Annotated in this window: 15 protein-coding genes and 1 pseudogene; 9 read left to right on the top strand and 7 right to left on the bottom strand. The window is 75.2% G+C overall.

Annotated features, from left to right (window positions below; genetic code table 11):
- Window positions 1–407 precede the first annotated feature (407 nt).
- From AC067A_RS03640 to AC067A_RS03630, 3 genes and pseudogenes are all read left to right on the top strand, one after another.
- Window positions 408–747 (top strand): annotated as a pseudogene (locus AC067A_RS03640) (SWIM zinc finger family protein); the annotation flags it as partial.
- 65 nt (window positions 748–812) lie between these two features.
- Complete coding sequence (locus AC067A_RS03635) at window positions 813–3,539, top strand: DUF7824 domain-containing protein (protein WP_478613945.1); 2,727 nt, start codon at window positions 813–815, stop codon at window positions 3,537–3,539.
- A gap of 88 nt (window positions 3,540–3,627) precedes the next feature.
- Window positions 3,628–5,106: a GNAT family N-acetyltransferase gene (locus AC067A_RS03630; RefSeq protein WP_478613943.1), complete on the top strand. Its 1,479-nt coding sequence runs from the start codon at window positions 3,628–3,630 to the stop codon at window positions 5,104–5,106.
- Here AC067A_RS03630 and AC067A_RS03625 read toward each other — a convergent pair.
- A complete protein-coding gene (locus AC067A_RS03625) occupies window positions 5,018–6,244 on the bottom strand; it encodes a trans-sulfuration enzyme family protein (RefSeq protein WP_478613940.1) in 1,227 nt (408 codons plus the stop codon). The two genes, AC067A_RS03630 and AC067A_RS03625, sit on opposite strands and share 89 nt — an antisense overlap.
- A 59-nt stretch (window positions 6,245–6,303) precedes the next feature.
- Between AC067A_RS03625 and AC067A_RS03620 the strand changes: the two genes are divergently transcribed.
- From AC067A_RS03620 to AC067A_RS03610, 3 genes are all read left to right on the top strand, one after another.
- Window positions 6,304–6,801: an Lrp/AsnC family transcriptional regulator gene (locus tag AC067A_RS03620; protein WP_478613938.1), complete on the top strand. Its 498-nt coding sequence runs from the start codon at window positions 6,304–6,306 to the stop codon at window positions 6,799–6,801.
- A gap of 49 nt (window positions 6,802–6,850) precedes the next feature.
- Window positions 6,851–8,554 (top strand): DUF885 domain-containing protein, encoded by a 1,704-nt coding sequence (locus tag AC067A_RS03615; RefSeq protein WP_478613935.1) that lies wholly within the window; start codon window positions 6,851–6,853, stop codon window positions 8,552–8,554.
- Window positions 8,555–8,640: 86 nt separating this feature from the next.
- Window positions 8,641–9,090 (top strand): Lrp/AsnC family transcriptional regulator, encoded by a 450-nt coding sequence (locus tag AC067A_RS03610; protein ID WP_478613932.1) that lies wholly within the window; start codon window positions 8,641–8,643, stop codon window positions 9,088–9,090.
- Here AC067A_RS03610 and AC067A_RS03605 read toward each other — a convergent pair.
- The 4 genes from AC067A_RS03605 to AC067A_RS03590 all read right to left on the bottom strand — a co-directional run bounded on the left by AC067A_RS03605 (window position 9,080) and on the right by AC067A_RS03590 (window position 15,505).
- Window positions 9,080–12,178 (bottom strand): AAA family ATPase, encoded by a 3,099-nt coding sequence (locus tag AC067A_RS03605; protein WP_478613929.1) that lies wholly within the window; start codon window positions 12,176–12,178, stop codon window positions 9,080–9,082. The two genes, AC067A_RS03610 and AC067A_RS03605, sit on opposite strands and share 11 nt — an antisense overlap.
- A complete protein-coding gene (locus AC067A_RS03600; RefSeq protein ID WP_478613926.1) occupies window positions 12,175–13,344 on the bottom strand; it encodes an exonuclease SbcCD subunit D in 1,170 nt (389 codons plus the stop codon). The genes AC067A_RS03605 and AC067A_RS03600 overlap by 4 nt, the downstream gene beginning before the upstream one ends.
- Window positions 13,345–13,510: 166 nt before the next feature.
- The gene (locus AC067A_RS03595; protein WP_478613924.1) at window positions 13,511–14,137 is read right to left on the bottom strand and encodes a YigZ family protein; all 627 of its coding nucleotides are present in this window, start codon (window positions 14,135–14,137) and stop codon (window positions 13,511–13,513) included.
- A gap of 9 nt (window positions 14,138–14,146) precedes the next feature.
- A complete protein-coding gene (locus AC067A_RS03590; RefSeq protein WP_478613922.1) occupies window positions 14,147–15,505 on the bottom strand; it encodes a PucR family transcriptional regulator in 1,359 nt (452 codons plus the stop codon).
- A gap of 222 nt (window positions 15,506–15,727) precedes the next feature.
- Between AC067A_RS03590 and AC067A_RS03585 the strand changes: the two genes are divergently transcribed.
- From AC067A_RS03585 to AC067A_RS03575, 3 genes are all read left to right on the top strand, one after another.
- The gene (locus tag AC067A_RS03585) at window positions 15,728–17,251 is read left to right on the top strand and encodes a long-chain-fatty-acid--CoA ligase (RefSeq protein ID WP_478613920.1); all 1,524 of its coding nucleotides are present in this window, start codon (window positions 15,728–15,730) and stop codon (window positions 17,249–17,251) included.
- Between the two features lie 15 nt (window positions 17,252–17,266).
- Complete coding sequence (locus AC067A_RS03580; protein ID WP_478613918.1) at window positions 17,267–18,754, top strand: carboxylesterase/lipase family protein; 1,488 nt, start codon at window positions 17,267–17,269, stop codon at window positions 18,752–18,754.
- A 79-nt stretch (window positions 18,755–18,833) separates the two neighbouring features.
- Complete coding sequence (locus AC067A_RS03575) at window positions 18,834–19,283, top strand: CoA-binding protein (protein ID WP_478613916.1); 450 nt, start codon at window positions 18,834–18,836, stop codon at window positions 19,281–19,283.
- 57 nt (window positions 19,284–19,340) lie between these two features.
- Here the strand turns inward: AC067A_RS03575 and AC067A_RS03570 are convergent, their stop codons facing one another.
- The gene (locus tag AC067A_RS03570) at window positions 19,341–19,904 is read right to left on the bottom strand and encodes a YbaK/EbsC family protein (protein WP_478613915.1); all 564 of its coding nucleotides are present in this window, start codon (window positions 19,902–19,904) and stop codon (window positions 19,341–19,343) included.
- 44 nt (window positions 19,905–19,948) lie between these two features.
- Window positions 19,949–20,521 carry a helix-turn-helix domain-containing protein gene (locus AC067A_RS03565; RefSeq protein ID WP_017241461.1) on the bottom strand — a complete coding sequence of 191 codons (573 nt, stop codon included), beginning with the start codon at window positions 20,519–20,521 and terminating at the stop codon, window positions 19,949–19,951.
- Window positions 20,522–20,547 lie beyond the last annotated feature (26 nt).

Here is a 20,547-nt window from a genome sequence, read left to right as displayed (position 1 = left end):
CGGGCAGCGGGCAGCGGGCAGCGGGCAGCGGGCAGCGGGCAGCGGGCAGCGGGCAGCGGGCAGCGGGCAGCGGGCAGCGGGCAGCGGGCAGCGGGCAGCGGGCCAGGGTAGGGGTCGGCGGGTGGCGGAGAGCCACGGGCCGGAGGCTCGGTCCGGGTGAGTGTCAGTGCCGGGGCCTACCGTTTTCCCATGACCGCATCCGTACAGGCGCTCGCCCACGCACGCCCTTCCGCGCTGGAGTCGTCGGACTCCGGCCGGCGGCTCGGCCTGGAGACGGCGAGGGGCCTCACCCCCGGAGGTGTCGAGGACCATCCCCGCTTCTTCTCCGGCTTCCTGGCCGCGCCGCGGGTCGCCGCGCGGGGGCTGCTCGCCGTGGCCGACGTGGCCGGGGCCCGCCATGACCGGCGGGTGCGGCCGGTCGGGTGGGGTACGACGTGGCGGACGGCCTCCTACTTCCACCGCGAGTTGCCGTACGACGCGGACCGCGCCGAGCGGCACAACCCGCGCCTGGTGGACGCCCGTCGGCTGGTGACCGAGGGCGCCGTGGACCTCGACGGCGACCTGGCGGCGCCGGCCTCGGGAGAACGGCGGTACCGGGGGCGGGAGTCGGACGGGGTGCTGAGCTGCACGTCCCGCTGGTGGGCCGACCACCAGGGGTGGCGCGGCCCGTGCAAGCACGCGCTCGCGGTGCGCATGGTCCGGCGCGGCACCGCGGGCGCGGCGCCCGCACGTGGAGCGGCGCGATGAGGGGACGGGGGTCGGTGTCGCTGGGGGACGGGAGGGGAGCGGGCGTGCCGGGGACGGAGGATGCCGTGGGGGCCACAGGTGCGGGGCGGGCCGAGCGGTCGGTGCGGGGCGAGGGGAGCGGGAAGACCGTGGGGATCGAGAAGCTGGTCGAGGCGGTGCGCGCGGGAGGCGCCGACCAGGTGCCCGCTCTGCTGGAGCCGCTGGGGGCGGCCGAGCGGAAGGCCGCCCTCGCGCGCTTCAGGGCGCTGCGCACCGAGGTGCGCCGGTGGACCGGGCGCGAGCGTGAGGTCGCCGGGATCCGGCGCGCGCTGTACGTCGCGGGCGCCGGCTGCCAGCCGGGAGTGGCCGCGGCGGCGACCTGGCTGGGCGCGCGCGATCTGCTGCCCTGGCGCTCGCAGGACGGTGGCCTGGTGCTCCGGGTGATCGGCGGGCAGGCGCCGGAGTGGCTGGCCGAGCTGGCCGGCCGGCTCGCCGCGCGGCCGTCCGTGGCGGAGGACAGCTACGGCCTGATCCGCGGCCTGGTGGAGCGGTCCGGCCGCGCGGTGCCGCAGTCCGACGGCTACGTCCGGGCCTGGGCGCGTGAGGTCACTCCCGGCGGTCGCCGCAGGATGCGGCCGAGTGAGGCCTCCTCCTCGCTCGTCGAGCGGCTGCGGGCGGATCCGCAGACCCCGGTCCTGTTGGTCCACGCCCTGGCGATGCCGGAGCCGCCCGAGCAGGTGACCCGGGCGGCCGAGGAGGACTCGCCGCGGCATTGGCCGACGGCGGCGGTGACCCTGGTCGGGGAGGGCGTGGTGGACAGGACCGAGGTTCTGGACGCCGCTGTGTCCCGGCTGCTGAGGGGCGGCCGGCTGCACGACCTGCGCTTCCCGTGGGAGGTGCTGCGGCTGCTCGTGCCGACCGCGGACGAGTTCCGGGAGCGGGCCGCGGACCTGGTCGGGATCGCGGCGGACGCTCCGTCGCCCGTCGCGGCATACGCGCAGGAGGTGCTGGCGGGACCGGCGGTGGACGGGTCCATGGCGACGGCCGCGCTGGCCGAGATGACGTCCGCGGTGCTCTTCCGCACGGAGAAGAAGCTGGTCCAGGCGCAACTGGTCCTCGTCGGCAGGGTGCTGGCGCGGGACCCGGGCGCGGCGGACGCGCTGCTGCCCGCCGTCGCGGAGCTGTTCGGGCACGAGGACACCGCCCTCCAGGAGCGGGCGCTCAAGCTGGTGGGCCGTCACCTGTCCGCCGTGGACGCCTCGGTGCGGGCCGGACTGGCGGAACAGGCCGGCCTGCTGAGTCCGGCGCACCGGCAGGCCGCGGTGGGGTTGTTCGGCCACGCCCTGGCGGCGGAGAGCCGGGTTCTGTACGAGGAGATCCTGCCTCCGGTGCCGGCGCCCCGGCCCGTCGCCCCGTCGGCGACGACGGTCGAGGTCCTGGTGGAGGACCTGCTGGCGAAGGGGGTCTCCGACGATCCGGTGCGGTTCGAGCGGGCCTTCGACGGCCTGGTGCGGCACGCGCACCGGGACCGGGAGGGGGTGACGCGGGCGGTGCGGGAGGCGTTCAGGACCGAGGACTGGGAGCAGCCGCACCACTTCACGTACCGGTCCGACGGGCTGCACGCGGTGCTGGCGGGTCTGCTCGGGATCGTGGAGCCGGGGTGGATCGAGGCCCGGTTGTCGCGGGGCGGGGCGACGCCCGACTGCCTTCACCAGGCCCTGACGGAGATCACGGACACCCGGCTGTGGGAGGCGGCCGCGCTGATCGGCACGGACGCGCTGCCCTTCCTGCTCGCCGCGCCGACCCGGGAGGGCGGCGGCATCGACCCGGTGGTGCTCGCGGAGCGGCTGCGCGCCTATCGGGACGCCGGGGTGGAGCCCGCGCCGGCGGATCTGGGGCAGGCCCTGCTGAGGGTCCTGCGGAACGGACCCGACGCCGAACGGGCGGCCGGTGCGGCGGAGGCGCTGGGCACCGCGGCCGGGCGGCGGCTCGCCACGTGGCTGCTGACGGAGGCGGCGCCGGCCGCGACCGTGCGGTTCCTCCGGCGTGAGGAGGACCGGACTCTGCCGAGGTGGTGGACGGGGGACCGGCTGGTCGTCGACATCGCCGACCGTGCGGCCATCCGGGAGGAGTTCCCGGCGGCCTTCCGGTGGCTGGGGGGCACGCTGGAGGCGACGCCCCGCCGCTGCCACCACCGGATCGAGGGCCAGGAGCACTGGACGTCGGTCCTGCCGGCCGATCGCGAGGTGCTCGCGGCCTGCGTGCTGCCGTCGCTGGCGCGGGTCGTCAACGGTGCGCGGGAGTCGACCGGGCGGCTGACCGGGATCGCCGAGGGCGAGGGCCGGGCGGGGCGTTCCGTCGCCCTCGCCGTGGCGTTCGGTCTGGGCACCGTCGACGCGGACGACCGGTTGCGCGCGGTGGACGCTCTGCTCGTGCTCGTCGGCCGGGGCGATCTGGGCGGGCACGCGGTGGGGGCGGAGCTGGGGTGGCTGGTCGCCGAAGGCGCGGTCAAGCCGAACCGGCTGGCGGACGCGGCCCGGACGGCGGCGGTCACCGGGGCGTACCGGACGGTCTGGGCGGTCCTCGCGGCGGCCCTGCCGGAGCCGCTGTCCGCCGACAAGCAGGTCCGGGGGCTCGGTGAGCTGCTCGCGGTGGCGGCCGACTGCGTCGAGCGGTGCGGGGCCCGAGACGTACCGCCGGGGCTGGTCGAGCTGGTGGCGCGGGGCGGTTCCACGCAGCTCGCCAGCCAGGCGAGGCGTCTGCTGAACGCACTCCGCCACGACGCCGATCAGACCAGGCCAGAAACGGCCTGAATCGGTTGTTAAGGCGCCAGATCGCCGCTTAACCCGTCAGTCACAAAGCGTTCGTGATCACGCAACACCGCTGGGTCACAGTGAGGGCATGACCGATGTGACGTCCTCGAAGAGCACCCGCCGCCCGCACCACTGGCGGCACGACCTGATCGAGCTGGCCGCGCTGTTCACCGCCGTGGTGGTGGCCGACACGATCGCCAAGACCATCGCCAAGGGCCCCGATGGCCCCTACCTGCTGGTGTTCTCGGCGATCGCGCTGGTCGCCACCGCCACGTTCCACACCTGGTGGGCGCGGCGGCACGGCCATGCCAGTCATGCCCCGCCCGGCGAGGACACGAGCGGTGTCACCGCCGGGCGCTCCACCACCCCGGCGGCCGACCACCGGGGAGACACCGGCGAGCCGGGCGAGGGCACGGCGGTTCGGGTGGTGGACGGGGCGGTGACCTCCGGCGAGACGACCCTGTGGCGGATGCGGACCACCGTCGCGGACACCCCGGGCAGCCTCGCCGCGCTCTGCACGGTCCTCGCCCGCCGGGGCGTGGACATCCTGACCCTCCAGACCCACCCGCTCGCCGACGGCACGGTCGACGAGTTCCTGCTGCGCGCTCCCGCCGGACTCTCCGCCCAGGACCTGGCCCGCGAGACCTCCGCCGCCGGCGGCCGGGACACCTGGACCGAACGGGCGGACGCCCACGACCTGGTGGACACCCCCACGCGGGTCCTCGGCCTGGCCACCCGCACCGCGCTCGACGCGGCCGAACTCCCGCTCGCACTGCGCCAGCTGCTCGGCCGCTGCACTCTCCACTCGGTTCCCGCCGTCTCGCTCACCGGCCGTCCGGTCGGCGAACAGGCCCCGGTCGAAGGGATCCTGGAGGAGACCGTGATGCGCCTGCGCGACCCGCACGGCGGCACGATCATCGTGGAGCGGCCCTACCTCCCCTTCACCCCGACGGAGTTCGCCCGTGCCCACGCCCTCGTCGAGCTCGACGCGCGGCTCGGACCGCGCCTCCCGCACGGCCGGGACGTGCTGACCCTGCCCGAGGGCAACGAGATCACCGTCCGCCGGGCGGACCAGCGCGACCTGGCCGCCGCGCGGGCCATGCACGACCGCTGCTCGACCCGCACCCTCGGACTGCGCTACCACGGGCCGGTGGGAGACGCCGACCGGTACCTGGACCACCTGCTCAGCCCCCGCTTCGGGCGCACCCTCGCCGTGCAGACGGCCTCCGGCCGGCTCGTCGCCCTCGGCCACCTGCTGTGGGACGGGGACGAGACGGAGGTGGCGCTGATGGTCGAGGACGACTGGCAGCGCCGCGGCATCGGCTCCGAACTCCTCGGCCGGCTGGTGGCGATGGCCGAGGAGGCCGGCTGCGACAGCGTGTACGCCGTGACGCAGTCGTCGAACACCGGGATGGTGGCGGCCATGCGGGCGCTGAACCTCCCCCTCGACTACCAGATCGAGGAGGGCACCCTGGTGATCACCGCCCGGCTGGCCTCGGGGTCGCGTCCGGCCGCCCGGCCCCCGCAGGAACAGTGGCACGAGGAGGTGCGGCGGGCGGAGCGCTGAGCGCCTGGGTCAGGTCCCGCCACAGGTCCTCGACGTCCTCGAGACCGACGGACATCCGCAGCAGTCGGTCGCTGACGCCCGCCGAGCGCCGGTCTCCCTCGGCCACGATCCGGTGGCTGATGGAGGCCGGGTGCTGGATGAGGGTGTCGACGCTGCCGAGGCTGACCGCCGGGGTGATGAGGCGTACCCCGGCGATGACGTCGTGCGGGTCCCCGTACACCTCGAAGGCGATCATCGCGCCGCCGATCCGCGGATAGTGGACGCGGGCGATCCGGGGGTCGGTGGCGAGCCGGCGGACGAGTTCCGCGGCGGAGGCGGACGCGGCCCGCACCCGTACGGGCAGGGTCGACAGGCCGCGCAGCAGGAGGTAGCCGGCGAGCGGGTGCAGCACCCCGCCGGTGGCGAAACGAATCTGCCGGAGGGTACGGGCGAACTCCTCGTCGCAGGCCACGATCCCGCCCATGACGTCGCCGTGGCCGCCGAGGTACTTGGTCGCGCTGTGCAGCACGACGCGGGCGCCCTGCTCGACGGGCCGCTGGAGCACCGGGGTGGCGAAGGTGTTGTCGACCAGGAGCGGCACGGAGCCGCAGGAGTGGGCGAGGGCCCGGACGTCCGCTTCGGCGAGGGTCGGGTTGGCGGGCGTCTCGACCATGACGAGGCCGGTGTCGGGCCGGATGGCGTCCGCGACGCCGGCCGGGTCGGTCCAGGTCACCTCGGTGCCGAGCAGGCCGGTGTCCAGGAGGTGGTCGCTGCAGCCGTAGAGCGGGCGGACCGCCACGACATGGCGCAGGCCCTGGCTCGCCCGGGCGAGCAGGACGGCGCTCAGCGCGGCCATGCCGCTGGCGAAGGCGACGGCGGCCTCGGCCCCCTCCAGGCGGGCGAGCGCCTCCTCGAAGCGGGCGACGGTCGGGTTGTCGAGCCGGGCGTAGACCGGCGGCCCCTCCAGGCGGGCGCCGGTGGTGGCGAACTCGTCGATGCGGGCGGCCTCGGCCCGGGCGTCGTACGAGGGATAGGTGGTGGACAGGTCGAGCGGCGGGGCGTGCAGTCCGAGTCCGGCGAGGTCGTCGCGGCCGGCGTGCACGGCTTCGGTGGCGAGGGCCCTCGGGGTGGCCGAGGGGCCGTAGTCCATGGCGTCCATGGCGGCACTGTGAACGGATACCGGGAAGTAGCGGAAAATCACCGTGCTACGTTCGGCAGATGGCTGATTCTGTCGTACTGGACGCGGTCGATCTGCACATTCTTCGCCTCCTGCAGAACGACGCCCGGAGCACTTACCGCGAACTCGCGGCCGAGGTCGGCGTGGCGCCCTCGACCTGCCTCGACCGGGTGGCCCGACTGCGTCGCACGGGAGTGATCCTCGGACATCAACTACGACTGGATCCGGCCAAACTCGGCCGCGGACTCGAAGCGCTGCTTCTCGTCCAGGTCCGCCCCCACCGGCGCGAACTGATCGGTCCGTTCGTCGACCGGATCCGGGCCCTCCCCGAGTCCCGGGCCCTCTTCCACCTGACCGGCCCGGACGACTACCTGGTCCACGTGGCCGTCGCGGACCCCGCCGACCTGCAACGACTCGTGCTCGACGAGTTCACCTCGCGCCGCGAGGTGGCCCGCGTCGAGACCCGGCTGATCTTCCAGCAGTGGGAGTGCGGGCCGCTTCTGCCGCCCGGCCCGAGCCCCTCCTTGTCAGCCGACTGACGCCGGACGAGGGTGACGCGAGCATGCCGGAGGCATCAGGATGGCCCCCATGCCAGAGACTTCCAGCAGCCCGCTGCCCCGCCAGGTCGCCGACGACCACGTCGACGCACTCATCGCCCTCGACCCGATCACCGGAACGTACCTGGGGGTCAAAGAGAGCGCCGGACTGCTGCCCGACTTCTCGCCCGCCGGGCAACGCGCCGTCGCCGACCTCGCACGACGCACCCTCGCCCGGCTCGACGAGGCCGAGCGCGCGCCCGGCGCCGACGACGACGCCGAGCGCCGGTGCGCCCGACTGCTGCGCGAGCGCCTGACGGCCGAACTCGCCGTGCACGAGGCCGAGGAGGGCCTCTGCGCGGTCAGCAACATGCGCTCGCCCGCGCACAGCGTCCGCATCGTCTTCACGGTGATGCCGACCGAGACCGAGGAGGACTGGACGGCGGTCGCCACCCGCCTGCGCGCCGTCCCCGCCGCCCTCGAGGGATACCGCTCCGCCCTCGAACTCGGTCTGGAGCGCAAGCTCTTCGGAGGCCCCCGCCCCACGGCCACCTTCGTCGACCAGCTCACCGAGTGGTCCGGCGGGTCGAGCGGAAAGCCGGGCTGGTTCGAGGAGTTCGCCACCTCCGGCCCGGAGACGCTGCCCGACGGGCTCCGCACCGAGCTCGCGGCGGCCGGCAGGGAGGCCACCGCCGCCGTCGCGGCACTGCGGGACTGGATGCGCGACGTGTACGCCCCCGCCGTCGCCGGCGCGCCGGACACGGTGGGCCGCGAGCGCTACCAGCGCTGGACCCGCTACTTCAACGGCACCGACCTGGACCTGGACCAGGCGTACGCGTACGGCTGGACCGAGTACCACCGGCTGCTCGCCGAGATGCGGACCGAGGCCGAGCGGATCCTGCCGGGCGCCGGCCCCTGGGAGGCGCTCGCCCACCTCGACGAGCACGGCACGCACATCGAGGGCACCGAGGCCGTCCGCGTCTGGCTCCAGGAACTCATGGACGAGGCCATCGAGGCCCTCGACGGCACCCACTTCGAACTCGCCGACCGCGTGCGGCGGGTGGAGTCCCGGATCGCCCCGCCGGGCGGCGCCGCGGCGCCGTACTACACCGGCCCGTCCGAGGACTTCTCCCGTCCCGGCCGCACCTGGCTGCCGGTCGACGGCACCACCCGCTTCCCGGTGTACGACCTGGTGTCCACCTGGTACCACGAGGGCGTGCCCGGCCACCACCTCCAGATCGCGCAGTGGGTGCACGTCGCGGACCGGCTCTCCCGGTACCAGGCGACCCTGGGCAAGGTCAGCGCCAACGTGGAGGGCTGGGCGCTGTACGCGGAGCGCCTGATGGACGAACTCGGCTTCCTGCCCGACGCGGAGCGGCGCCTCGGCTACCTCGACGGCCAGATGATGCGGGCGTGCCGGGTGATCGTGGACATCGGCATGCACCTGGGTCTCCGGATCCCCGCCGAGTCGCCGTTCCACCCGGGCGAGACGTGGACCCCGGAGCTCGCCCAGGAGTTCTTCCAGCTGCACAGCAGCCGCCCGCCGGCCTTCGTGGAGAGCGAGATGACCCGCTACCTCTCGATGCCGGGGCAGGCGATCGGCTACAAGCTGGGCGAGCGCGCCTGGCTCCTCGGCCGCGCCAACGCGATGGCGGCGCACGGCGACGCGTTCGACGCGAAGGCCTGGCACATGGCGGCCCTCTCGCAGGGCTCGCTGGGCCTCGACGACCTCGTCGACGAGCTGTCGCGTCTCTGAGGGGGCTCCGAGGCTCGCCTTCCGGATCATGGGAATCCCCGGCTGATCACTTGATCGGCCGGGGATTCCCCTGCACTGTCTGCTCCATGAGTACCGATTACACCCCGGACGCCACCGACTGGCGCATTCTCGAAGCACTGCAGGCGGAGGGCCGCGCCAGCTTCGCCGAGCTCGCCCGTACCGTGTCGATGTCGCCGTCCGCGGTGACGGACCGGGTGCGGCGCCTGGAGGAGGCCGGGGTGATCGCCGGATACACGGCGATCGTCGACCAGGACCGGCTGGGGCTGCCCATCCTCGCCTTCGTGCGGCTGCGCTACCCGCACGGCAACTACAAGCCGTTCCACGACCTGCTCGACACCACGCCGGAGGTCCTCGAGGCCCACCACGTCACCGGCGACGACTGCTTCGTCCTCAAGGTCGCCGCCCGGTCCATGAAGCACCTGGAGGAGATCTCCGGAAAGGTCGCCACGCTCGGCTCGGTGACGACGAGCGTCGTCTACTCCTCGCCGCTCCCCCGGCGCGCCGTCAGCCGCTGAGCGCGTCCGCGCCGGTCCGCAGCCGCACCGCCGAGCCGTCCCGCGCCTTGACGACCTCCAACTGGGCGGGGATGCGGCGGCGCAGGTCTCCGACGTGGCTGACGATGCCGACGCTGCGGTCGCGCTCGCGCAGCGAGTCGAGGACGTCGAGGACCTCGTCGAGGGTCTGCTCGTCGAGGCTGCCGAAGCCCTCGTCGATGAAGAGGGTGTCGAGCCGGACGCCGCCCGCCTCGTCGGTGACGACGTCGGCGAGTCCGAGCGCGAGGGCGAGGGAGGCGAAGAACGTCTCGCCGCCGGAGAGGGTGGCGGTGTCCCGCTCGTTGCCGGTCCACGCGTCCACGACGTGCAGTCCGAGGCCGGCCCGTTTGCCGCCCGCGCGGGCGTCGGAGTGGACGAGCGTGTAGCGGCCCGAGGACATGCGCTGGAGGCGGGCGGTCGCGGCGGCGGCGACCTGCTCCAGCCGGGCGGCCAGGACGTACGACTCCAGGCGCATCCGGCGCTCGTTCTCGGCGGAGGTGCCGGCGGTGAGGGCCGCGAGCCTGGCCACCCGGTCGTACTCCTCGCGCAGCGGCCCGAGGCGGCGGACCTCGGCGGCGGCCTGTCCGGAGAGGGCGGTCAGTCCGTCGGCCCTTTCCCGCGCGGCGGAGAGGGCGGAGGCGGCGTCGCGCAGGGCGCGTTCGGCCGTCACGTGGGCCGCCTGGGCGGCGGCGGGATCGGCGGGCGGGAGGCCGGCGGCGGCCGCGGTGCCGGGCTCGGCGAGCCGGTCCGCGACGGCGGCCGCCTCGGCCTGCCAGGCGTCCACGCGCTGCTGGAGGGCGCGGCGCCGGGTCTCGCCGAGCAGGGCTCCGGCCGCCTCCTCGGGGGTGGTGAACCCGGCGCGGTAGGCGGCGTCGGCGAGCCGGTCGTCGGCCTCCTTGAGCCGCTGCGCCGCGAGTTCGGCGGTGCGCACGGTTCCGGAGGCGTCGGCCAGGAGGGCGATCCGCCGCTCCAGACGGGTGGCGTGTTCGGCCACGGTGGCGAACGCGCCGCGCCCCCGCGCGAGTTCCTCGTCGAGCGAGGACTGCTCCCGCTCCAGTGCCTCGCGCCGCGAGGTCCGCGCGGCGACCCGCCGCTCGGCCTCGCGCCGCGCGCCGGCCCGTTCCTCGTACTCCCGCTCGGCCCGGGCGAGCGCCTCCCGGGCCCCGTGGGTCCGGGAGGCGAGGGCGTGCGCCTCGGCGTGCCGGCGGGCCAGCTCCTCCACCTCGCGGGCGAGTTCGTCGACGGTGGGCTCGTGGGTTCCGGCGGGGCCGCTCGCGAAGAGGGCCGGGGCGGGCGCCGTCGCGGCCTCGGCCGCCGCGGCGGCCGGGGGCCCCGCCATGACCTCGGCGCGGGCCGCGGACCAGGCCTCCCGCGTGCCGGCCAGCTCGCGTTCCGCGGCGGTACGGGCCTCCTCCGCGTCGGTGTAGAGCGCGAAGGCCGCCTCCTCCGCGGCGCGGTCGACGTGGTCGGCGGTGGTGCGGGCGGGCGCGGGGTGCTCCACGGAGCCGCAGACCTGGCAGGCGTCTCCCGGGACGAGGGTGACGGCCAGTTCGGCGGCGATGCCCTCCAGGCGGCGGGACTTGACGTCGAGCCAGCTCTCGTGGGCGGTGTTCCGGTGTTCGCGGGCCTCCGCGAGGCGCGCCTCCGCGGCCCGGGTGGAGTCGGCGAGGGCGTCCCGGCGGCGGGCGGCGGCGAGCCGTCGGCGGGCGGGTTCCAGCCGGCCGGCGAGGTTCTCGGCGCGGGCTGCGGCGTCGGTCGCGGCCTCGACGCGCTCGGTGAGCGCGGCGCGGCGCGGTTCCCAGCCGGCGAGCCAGCCCGCCGCGTCCTGCAGGGCGTCCTCGTCGGCACGCGCCTCCCGGGCCAGGAGGGCCCGTTCCTCGGCGATCACGGCGGCGCGGCGTTCGGCGCGGCGGGCGGCTTCGAGGCCGCCGAGCTCCTCGCGCAGCCGGTGTTCGAGGGCCGAGAGGTGCTCGGCCCCGGCGTCGGCGAGGTCGGCGGGGAGCCGGGCGCGGGAGCGGTCGCGGGCGGCGCGGGCGGTGGTGTGCTCGCGCTCGGCGTCCCGGCGCATGCCCAGGGCGGGCGCCACCCGGTCGGCCCTGAGGCTCCGGTCGAGGGCGGCCTGGCACTCGTCGCGCTCGGGGGCGTGCTCGGCGAGCCGGGCGCGGCGGCGGAGCGCGTCGGCGTGCCGGGCCTGGCGTGTCGCGAGGTCGTGTGCGGCGTCGAGGGCGGCGCGCGCGGCGGCCTGACCGGTCTCGGCCGCGGTGAACCGTACGGCGGCGATGTCGAGGGCCTCGCGGGCCTCGGTGCGGGCGACGGCGGCCCAGGTGAGGGCGGCTTCGGCGAGTCCGGGGTCACCGGGGCGCGCCTCGACGGGGGTGCGGGCCGCGTCGAGGCCGGTGGCGGCCTGGGTCATGCGGTGGGTGAGGGTCAGCAGTCGCGTGTCGCCCTCCTCCACCTGCTGGAGCGCGGCGCGCCGCAGGTCGGCGAGCCGCTCCTCGACGGCGGCGAACCGGCGGGTGTCGAAGAGGCGCCCGAGGAGGCGGCCGCGGGCCTCGGCGTCGGCGCGCAGGAACTTCGCGAAGTCGCCCTGCGGGAGGAGGACGACCTGGCAGAACTGCTCGCGGCTCATGCCGACGAGCTGGGTGATCTCCTCGCCGATCTCCTGGTGGGACCGGCTGAGGCCGGCCCATTCGCCGGTGGCGGAGTCGTACTCGCGCAGCCAGGTCTGGGCCTTCTCGGTGGTGAAGCCGCCGCCGCGCTTCTTGGGGCGCTGCTGGGCGGGGCGCCGGGTGATCTCCAGGCGCCGCTCCCCCACCGTGAGTTCGAGGAGGACCTCGGTGGAGGTGCCGACGGCGGCGTGGTCGCTGCGCAGCGAGGCGCCGGGCGTCTGGCGGACGCCGGGGACGCTGCCGTACAGCGCGAAGCAGACGGCGTCGAGGACGGAGGTCTTGCCGGCGCCGGTGGGCCCGTGGAGGAGGAAGAGCCCGGCCGACGACAGGGCGTCGAAGTCGACGGACTGGGTGGTGCCGAAGGGCCCGAAGGCGGTCATCTCCAGGCGGTGCAGCCTCATCGGCCGGCCTCCCGCTCGGCCGTGTCGACCCGTACGTCGTCGAACGCGCCGTACAGGACGCTCCGCTCGGCCCCGTCGAGGGCGGCGCCGCCGCGCACATGGGCCACGAAGTCCTCCGCGATCTGCTGGTCGCTGCGGTCCCGGAGCCGCTGGGCGTAGGAGGCTCCGGTGTCGTCCGCGGTCCGCTCGGGGTCGAAGACGAGGTGAAGGGTGTGCGGGAACCGCTCGGCGATCCGGGCCATGGGTTCGGCGGGCCGTACCGGGTCGGTGAGGGTGGCCTCGACCCACGCCTGCTCGTGGGCCGTGAGGGCGGGGTCGGCGAGGAGGTCGTCGAGCCGGCCCCGGATGCGGGCGAGGGGGCGCGGGACGGGGCAGTCGAGGCGTACGGCCTCGGTGATCGTCCCGTCCGCGCCGAGGTCGACGAGCCACATCGTCTTGCGGTGGTCGGTCTCGGAGAAGGAGTAGGCGAGGGGGGAACCGGAGTAGCGCACGCGGGGGGTGAGGGTCTGGCTGCCGTGGAGGTGGCCGAGGGCGACGTAGTCCACGCCGTCGAAGATCCCGGCGGGGACGGCGGCGACGCCGCCGACGGTGATGTCCCGCTCGCTGTCGCTGGGCTCGCCGCCCGCGACGAAGGCGTGGGCCAGGACGACCGAGCGGGTGCCCGCGGGCCGGGTGGCGAGGTCGGCACGGACCCGGTCCATGGCCGCCGTGAGCACGGCCTCGTGGCCGGCCTTGGCGGCGCCGAACCGGTCGCGTACGAGGGCGGGTTCGAGGTAGGGCAGGCCGTAGAGGGCGACCTCGCCGTGCTCGTCGGCGAGGACGACGGGGGTGCCGATGCCGGCCGGGTCGGTGCGGAGGTGGATGCCGGCCAGCTGGATGAGTCCGGCGCCGACGCCGAGGCGGCGGGCGGAGTCGTGGTTGCCGGAGATCATGACGGTGGGGACGCCGGCCTCGGCGAGCCGGTGCAGGGCGGTGTCGAAGAGCTCGACGGCGGGCAGCGGGGGCACGGCCCGGTCGTAGACGTCCCCGGCGACGAGGACGGCGTCGACCTCGTGGGCGTGGACCGTCGCCACGAGGTGGTCGAGGAAGGCCGCCTGCGCGGCGAGCAGACCGACCCGGTGGAAGGACCGGCCGAGGTGCCAGTCCGAGGTGTGCAGGAGCCTCACGATGCCGTCCCACCCCGCATGTGCGCCGCTCCTCGCCGCTTGTTCCCGCCGTGTGCGGCTCCACGCTATCCCGGCCGGGGGGATGGCCGGGGCCGACCGGGAGAGCACGCCCGGCCGCGCCGCCGGGAGGTGGCGAGCGTCACGCGTCGCCGGGAGGTGGCGAGCGTCACGCGTCGCCGTACGCGTCTCCGCCGAGTTCGAACGCGGCGGTGCCCGCCGTCGTGTCGGCGAGCCAGGCGCGGAAGGCGGGGACGTCGCCGTCGGGGAGTCCGATCTCGATGGTGACGGCGTCGGCGTAGCGGACCTGGCGGACGGCGCGGCCGGTCGCGCGCAGGTCGTTCTCCAGCTTGCCCGCCCGCTGGTGGTCGACGGTGACGGTGGCGAGCCTGAAGCGCTGCCGGGTCACCGTGCCGAGCGCGTCGAGGGCCTCGCCGACGACGCCGCCGTACGCGCGGATGAGGCCGCCCGCGCCGAGCTTCACGCCGCCGTAGTAGCGGGTGACGACGGCGGCGACGTACCGCGTCTCGCGGCGGAGCAGCATCTGGAGCATGGGGACGCCGGCGGTGCCGCCCGGCTCGCCGTCGTCGCTGGCCTTCTGGACGGAGGCGTCGGCGCCGAGGACGTACGCGAAGCAGTTGTGGGTGGCGGTCGGGTGCTCCCTGCGGATGCGCGCGACGAACTCCTGCGCCTCCCGCTCGTCGGCGACGGGTGCCAGCGCGCAGAGGAAGCGCGAGCGGTTGATCTCGGTCTCGTACACGCCCTCGCGGGCCGGCGTGCGGTACTGCTCCTGCATCCGGCCAGCCTACGTTCCGTCGGCGTCGCGCTCCGAGGCGGCCGCTTCGGGGGCGGCCGCGAGGCCTGCGTACGGCAGGGCGCGGAGCGCCAGGGCCCAGCCCAGCCGGGCCTCGCCCGACTCGCTGGAGCGGCCGGTGAGCTCGGCGACGCGGCCGATGCGGTTGAGGACGGTGTTGCGGTGGCAGTAGAGCTGCTCGGCCGCCCGGGAGGCCGAGCAGCCGTGGTCGAGCCAGGCCCGCAGGGTGGTGAGGAGCGCGGCGCGCTCGCCGCCGGTGGCGAGGACGGGGCCGAGGTGGACAGTGACGATCCGCTCGGCGATGTCGGTGCGGCCGCTGAGGAGGACCTCGGCGAGCCGGGCGTCGAAGCCCGCGACCTCACCGCTGCCGGGCCGCAGGGTACGGAGGGTCTGCTCGGCGAGCCGGAGGGCGCGGCCGGCCTGGGAGAGCCGCTCGAACTCCGGGGAGACGCCGGCGGTCGCGCCGGTGCGCTCGCGCAGGGCCGCGAGGAGGGTCCGTACGGCCGGATCGGCGGCCGGGGGCCCGCCTCCGGGCCGGCCCGGAGGGGCGAGGCGGCGGGGCAGCCGGACGACGCCGGCGTACCGGCCGGAGCGGGGCCGCCAGAACGACCACAGCCCGTGGGCCTCCAGGACGGGCGCGAGGTGCGGCGGTGCGGCCGGGTCCTGGGCGGCGACCACGACGACGTACCGGTCGACCGCCGGGACGCCGAGCGCGGCGGCGGCGGCCGAGGCGACGGCGGGGTCGTCGGCGCGGCCGTCGAGCAGCGCCTCGAAGAGGGCCACGCGCCGGGTGTCCTGGCGGCTCTGCAGCTCCAGCTGGGCGATCCGGTACGCGTCGGCCATGGCGACCGAGTAGCGGTCGATGGTCTCCCAGACGCCGCTCGCCATGTCGAGCTCGATGTCGCGGCTGTCGGACTCCCGTCCGGCGCGGACCCGCAGGTGCTCGGACATGACCTGCCAGAGGACCCGGCCGCCGCGCCGGTAGGCCTGGAGCACGGTGTCGAGCGGCACGCCCTGCTCGGCACGCCGCCGGCCGGTCTCGCGCGCCGCCCACTCGAAGTCACCGCCGGTGGCTTCCAGGCCGCCGAAGTCCTCCAGGGCGCGCAGGAGGTTGTCCCGGCAGATCTCCCAGAGGTCCTCGCGGGTGACGGGGGCTCCGGAGGCGTACGTACCCGAATGGGCGCGGATGTCGTCGACGGCCCGGTCGGTGAGCCGGTCGACGTCGGCGAGCATCGTCGTGGCGAGGGAGCGGCGGAGCGCGCCGGAGCCTCCGGCGCCGCCCAGGGGGGTGTGGCTTCCGCCGGAGCGCGCCCCCGCGGGCTCGCCGGGTGCGGCCGAGCTGTGCGTCATGCGAGGCACCGTAGCTCCGGGATTTGGCGAATGCCACGGGTCGCGCCGGACGGTGGGGCCGCTGCCCAGCTCGGTCCGTCACATGGTGGGCGTCTGCACATGGTGTGCGGGCGGGGTCGCGGCGGATTCTGTGCCGTGTCGGCCGATGGTCGGCGGCGCCTCGCACCCGCGTTCCCGGAGCGGTTCCGCGGCGTCGTCCACTCCGTGTCCCTGGAGCGTGTCATGTCACTGAGCGTCGCCGGTGTGCTGGGCGAGTCCGCCCGCCACTTCCCCGACCGGATCGCGGTCGTCGAGGGGGCGAGCCGGCTCACCTACGGGGAGCTGTGGGCGCAGGCGCTGCGCTGCGCCGCGGGGCTGCGGGAGGCCGGGGTGAAGCCGGGCGACCGGCTGGCCGTGCTGCTGCCGAACACGACCGAGTTCCTGCGCGTGTACTACGGGGCGCTCGCGGCCGGTGCGACGGTGGTGCCGGTGCACGCGCTGCTCGTCGCCGACGAGGTGCGCCACGTCCTGGAGCACAGCGGCGCGGTCGGGATCGTCAGCGGCGGGCCGCTCTGGGCGGTGGCCGACGAGGCGGCGCGGGCCGCCGGGGTGCGCGCCTTCCAGGGGGCGCCGTCGGCTCCGGAGCCACTGGCCGCCCCGGAGCCGGCCGAGGCCTCCGACATCGCCGTGATCCTGTACACGAGCGGGACGACGGGCCGCCCCAAGGGCGCCCTCCTGACGCACCTCAACATCGTCATGAACGCCTCCGTGACCTCTCAGGACCTGCTGGGTCTCGGCGCCGGCGACGTGGTGCTCGGCTGTCTGCCGCTGTTCCACAGCTACGGGCAGACCTGCGCGATGAACGGGACGCTCCGGCAGGGCGCGACGCTGGTGCTCATGCCGCGGTTCAGCGGTCCCGCGGCGCTCCGGGTGCTCGCCGACGAGGGCGTGACGGTCTTCATGGGCGTGCCGACCATGTACCACGCCCTGGTGGAGGCGGCGGCGGGCTCGGAGCTGCGCCCGGCGGCCCTGCGCGCCGCCGTGTCGGGCGGTGCGGCGCTGCCGGTCGCCGTACTGGAGCGCTTCGAGGAGGCCTTCCGCACCCGGGTCCTGGAGGGGTACGGCCTGACGGAGACCTCGCCGGTCGCCACCTTCAACCAGCCCCACCTGGGCCGCAGGCCGGGGACGGTGGGGCATCCGGTGTGGGGTGTCGAGGTGGGCGTCGCGGACGCGGCCGTCGACGGGGAGATCCGGCTGCTCGCGGACGGCGAGGTCGGCGAGGTCGTGGTGCGCGGGCACAACGTGTTCGCCGGGTACCTCGACGACCCGGCCGCGACGGCCGCCGCTGTCGTGGACGGCTGGTTCCGCACGGGGGACCTGGGCGCCCGCGACGAGGACGGCTTCCTGCGGATCGTGGACCGGAAGAAGGACCTGGTCATCCGCGGCGGCTTCAACATCTACCCGCGCGAGGTCGAGGAGGTCCTCGTCCGTCATCCGTCGGTCTCGGAGGCGGCGGTGATCGGTGTCCCCGACGAGGCGAAGGGCGAGGAGGTGTGCGCGGTGGTCGTACGCCGGGAGAATTCCGCCCCGCTCTCCGAGGACGAGCTGGTCGACTGGGCCCGCGAGCGGCTCGGCCGCCACAAGTACCCCCGGATCGTGCGCTTCGTCGACGCCCTGCCGCTCGGCCCGACGGGCAAGGTCCTCAAGCGCGCACTGGTGGCGCGAGGCGAGGTCGTGTCCGTACGGTCTTGCCACCATCGCCCTTAGGGAAGGCTTGAGTTGATGTCAGAGCACAGTCCCGAGACCCGCATACGGAACGGCGTTCTGCGTGGCGCCCTGAAGAACGGCGTGGCCGCCTTCCTCGGTATCCCCTACGCGCAGGCCCCCGTCGGGGCGCTGCGGTTCCGCGCCCCGGAGCCGGCCGAGCCCTGGGAGGGGGTACGGGAGGCCACGGCCTTCGGGTCGACGGCACCGAAGCGCCCGTACGCCCCGCCGCTCGACGCACTGCTCCCCGATCCCGACGTCGCGGGCGACGACTGCCTCAACCTGAACGTGTGGGCGCCGTGGCCGGCTGCGGGGGGCGGACCCGACGCCGGCGATCCCGGCGCAGGCGGGCGCCCGGTGATGGTCTGGATCCACGGCGGTTCGCTGATCCACGGCTCCTCAGCGGTCCCCGTCTACGACGGCACCGCTTTCGCCCGGGACGGCGTCGTCCTCGTCTCGATCAACTACCGGCTCGGCATCGAGGGGTTCGGGGTCTTCCCCGACGCGCCCGCCAATCTCGGTCTGCGCGACCAGATCGCCGCGCTGACCTGGGTACGGGAGAACATCGCGGCCTTCGGCGGGGACCCGGACCGGGTCACCGTGTTCGGCGAGTCGGCCGGCGCGATATCGATCGCCGCCCTGCTGGCCTCGCCGCTCGCGAAGGGCCTGTTCCGGCGGGCCGTGATCCAGAGCGGGGCGCCGAGCGCCCGGTCGATCGGCGTCGCCCGGAGGACCACGGAGGCGATCGCCGCGCGGCTCAGGGTGCCGGCGACGGCGGAGGCGTTCGCCGGCGTCGACCCGGAGCAGTTGCTCGCGGCGCAGACCGCGGTGACGGGCAAGGGCAATCCGGTGCTCAGCGGCCACGCCTTCCACGTCGCCGTGGACGGCGAGGTCCTGCCGGACCATCCGGGGGACCTGCTCGCGGACGGCGCTTCGGCGGACGTGGAGCTGCTGATGGGCACGAACACGGACGAGTACCGGCTGTGGTTCGTGCCGGGCGGGCACGCCGAACGGGTGGGGTCCCTGGCGCAGCGGTTCCTGCTCCGGAGGGGGCGCATATCGCCCCGGGTGGCCAAGGTGTACCGAGCGGGCCGGCCGCAGGAGAAGCCCGGCGAGGTCCTGGGCGTGATCGCGGCGGACAAGCTGTTGCGGATCCCGCTGAACATGTTCGCGGACGCCCGGCTGAACTCCGCCGGGTCCGCCGCGACGTATCTGTACGAGTTCGGCTGGCGCTCCCCCGTGCTCGACCTCCGCGCCTGTCACGCGCTGGAGCTCGGCTTCGTCTTCGACACGCTCGACCTGCCGGAGACGCGCGCGCTGACGGGCCCGGACGCTCCCCAGGACCTGGCGACCGCGATGCACGCCGCCTGGGTGGCCTTCGCCACGACGGGCGACCCGGGCTGGCGCGCCTGGGACCCGGCCCGCCCCGTCATGACCTTCGGCCCGGGCGCACCGTCCCTCGTCGAGGCTCCGCGCGAGGCCGAACGGCGGGCCTGGGAGGCCTGAACGGCCCGGCGGGAATCACCGCGCGGCGCGGCTCGTTCACCTCGGAGACGGGCCGCGCCGAGGAGAGGCAGCAGTAACGATGAGTGTCGACACGACGACCACCGGAGCGACCGAGCCGACCGCCTACTCCGCGGCGGAGACGGTTCGGCGGATCCTCACGTCCACCGGCGACACCTGGGCGGTGGTGGGGCTCTCCTCGAACCGGGCGCGGGCGGCGTACGGCGTGGCGGCGGTCCTCCAGCGCTTCGGCAAGCGGATCGTCCCCGTCCATCCGAAGGCGGAGACGGTCCACGGCGAGCAGGGGTACGCCTCCCTGGCCGACATCCCGTTCCCGGTGGACGTCGTCGACGTGTTCGTCAACAGCGAGCAGGCGGGCGGCATCGCCGACGAGGCGGTGGCGATCGGCGCGAAGGCGGTCTGGTTCCAGCTGGACGTGATCGACGACGACGCCTTCGCCCGCACCCGTGCGGCCGGCCTCGACATGGTCATGGACCGCTGCCCCGCGATCGAGATCCCCCGCCTCGGCTGACGTACGGCAGACGGCCCCGCCGGCGCCCGAACGGCGCGGGCGGGGCCGTCCCCCGACTCAGCCGACGGGGACGCCGAGGCCCTCCAGGACGACGGCGCCGGGCAGTTGGGCGAAGGCCTTGCCGGGCAGGATGAGCTTGCCTCGGCGGCGACCGCTGCCGATCAGGACCCATTCGGTGTCGATCACGGCGGCGTCGACGAGCAGGGGCCAGTCGGCGGGGAGGCCGACGGGGGTGATGCCGCCGTACTCCATGCCGGTCTCGCCGGTCGCGGTGTCCATGGGAGCGAAGGAGGCCTTGCGGGCACCGAGGTGCTTGCGTACGACCCCGTTGACGTCGACCCGGGTCGCCGACTTCACCACGCACGCGGCGAGCGTCGTCGTCTCGCCGCGCCTGCCCGCGACGACCACGCAGTTGGCGGAGGCGTCGAGCAGCGCGGCGCCGTAGTGCTCCACGAAGACGGCGGTGTCGGCGATGGCCGGATCGGTGTCCACGTACAGCAGCCGCTCGGCCGGGACGGGGCCCGCCCAGGCGCGGACGGCCGCGGCGACGGGGCCGGTGAGCAGGTCGAGGTGGTCGGGGGCGGGCCGGGCGTCGTCGAAGTCTCCGATGGGTGCGCGCATGCGCCCCACGCTAACAACGCGGGCCCGGGCGGTGGGCGGCCGTCTCAGCGTACGGGTGGGATGGAGACCGCCATCGTCATCTCGGCGGGTTCGGCGCCGTCGTTGCGGTAGACGTGCGCCACGTTGGCCTCGAAGACCGCGGAGGTGCCGGCGGGCAGGGTGTGCTCCTCGCCGTCCACGACGAGGGTGAGGACGCCGGCGGTGACGTGCAGCAGCTCCGTCGTCCCGTCGGGGTGCGGGTCGGAGGCGCTGCCGTCGCCCGGCATGAGGGTCCAGGACCAGAGTTCCAGCGGGCCGCGGGCCTCGGTGCCGACGAGCAGGGTGGTGTGGCTGCCGGTGGAGGTGGACCACATGCGGACGGCCTGGCCGGGCGGGACGAGCCGGACCTGGGGGCCCTGCTCGTAGTCGAGGAGGGTGGTGATGGAGACGCCGAGCGCGTCGGCCAGCTTCACGGTGGTGCCCACGCTGGGGTTGGTCCGGGCCTGCTCGATCTGGATGATCATGCCCCGGCTGACCCCCGCCCGTGCGGCGAGCGCGTCCAGGGTGAAGCCCCGCTCCTTGCGCCAGCGCTTCAGGTTCCGGGCGAGCGACTGCGTGAGCTGGTCGAGGTCCGACACGTTCCGTCCAATATTTTGGATGACAG

It is taken from the genome of Streptomyces sp. NPDC043176 (assembly GCF_056436715.1).
The sequence above is the reverse complement of the archived record's forward strand: the minus strand, read 5'-3'. Positions and strand labels throughout refer to the sequence as shown.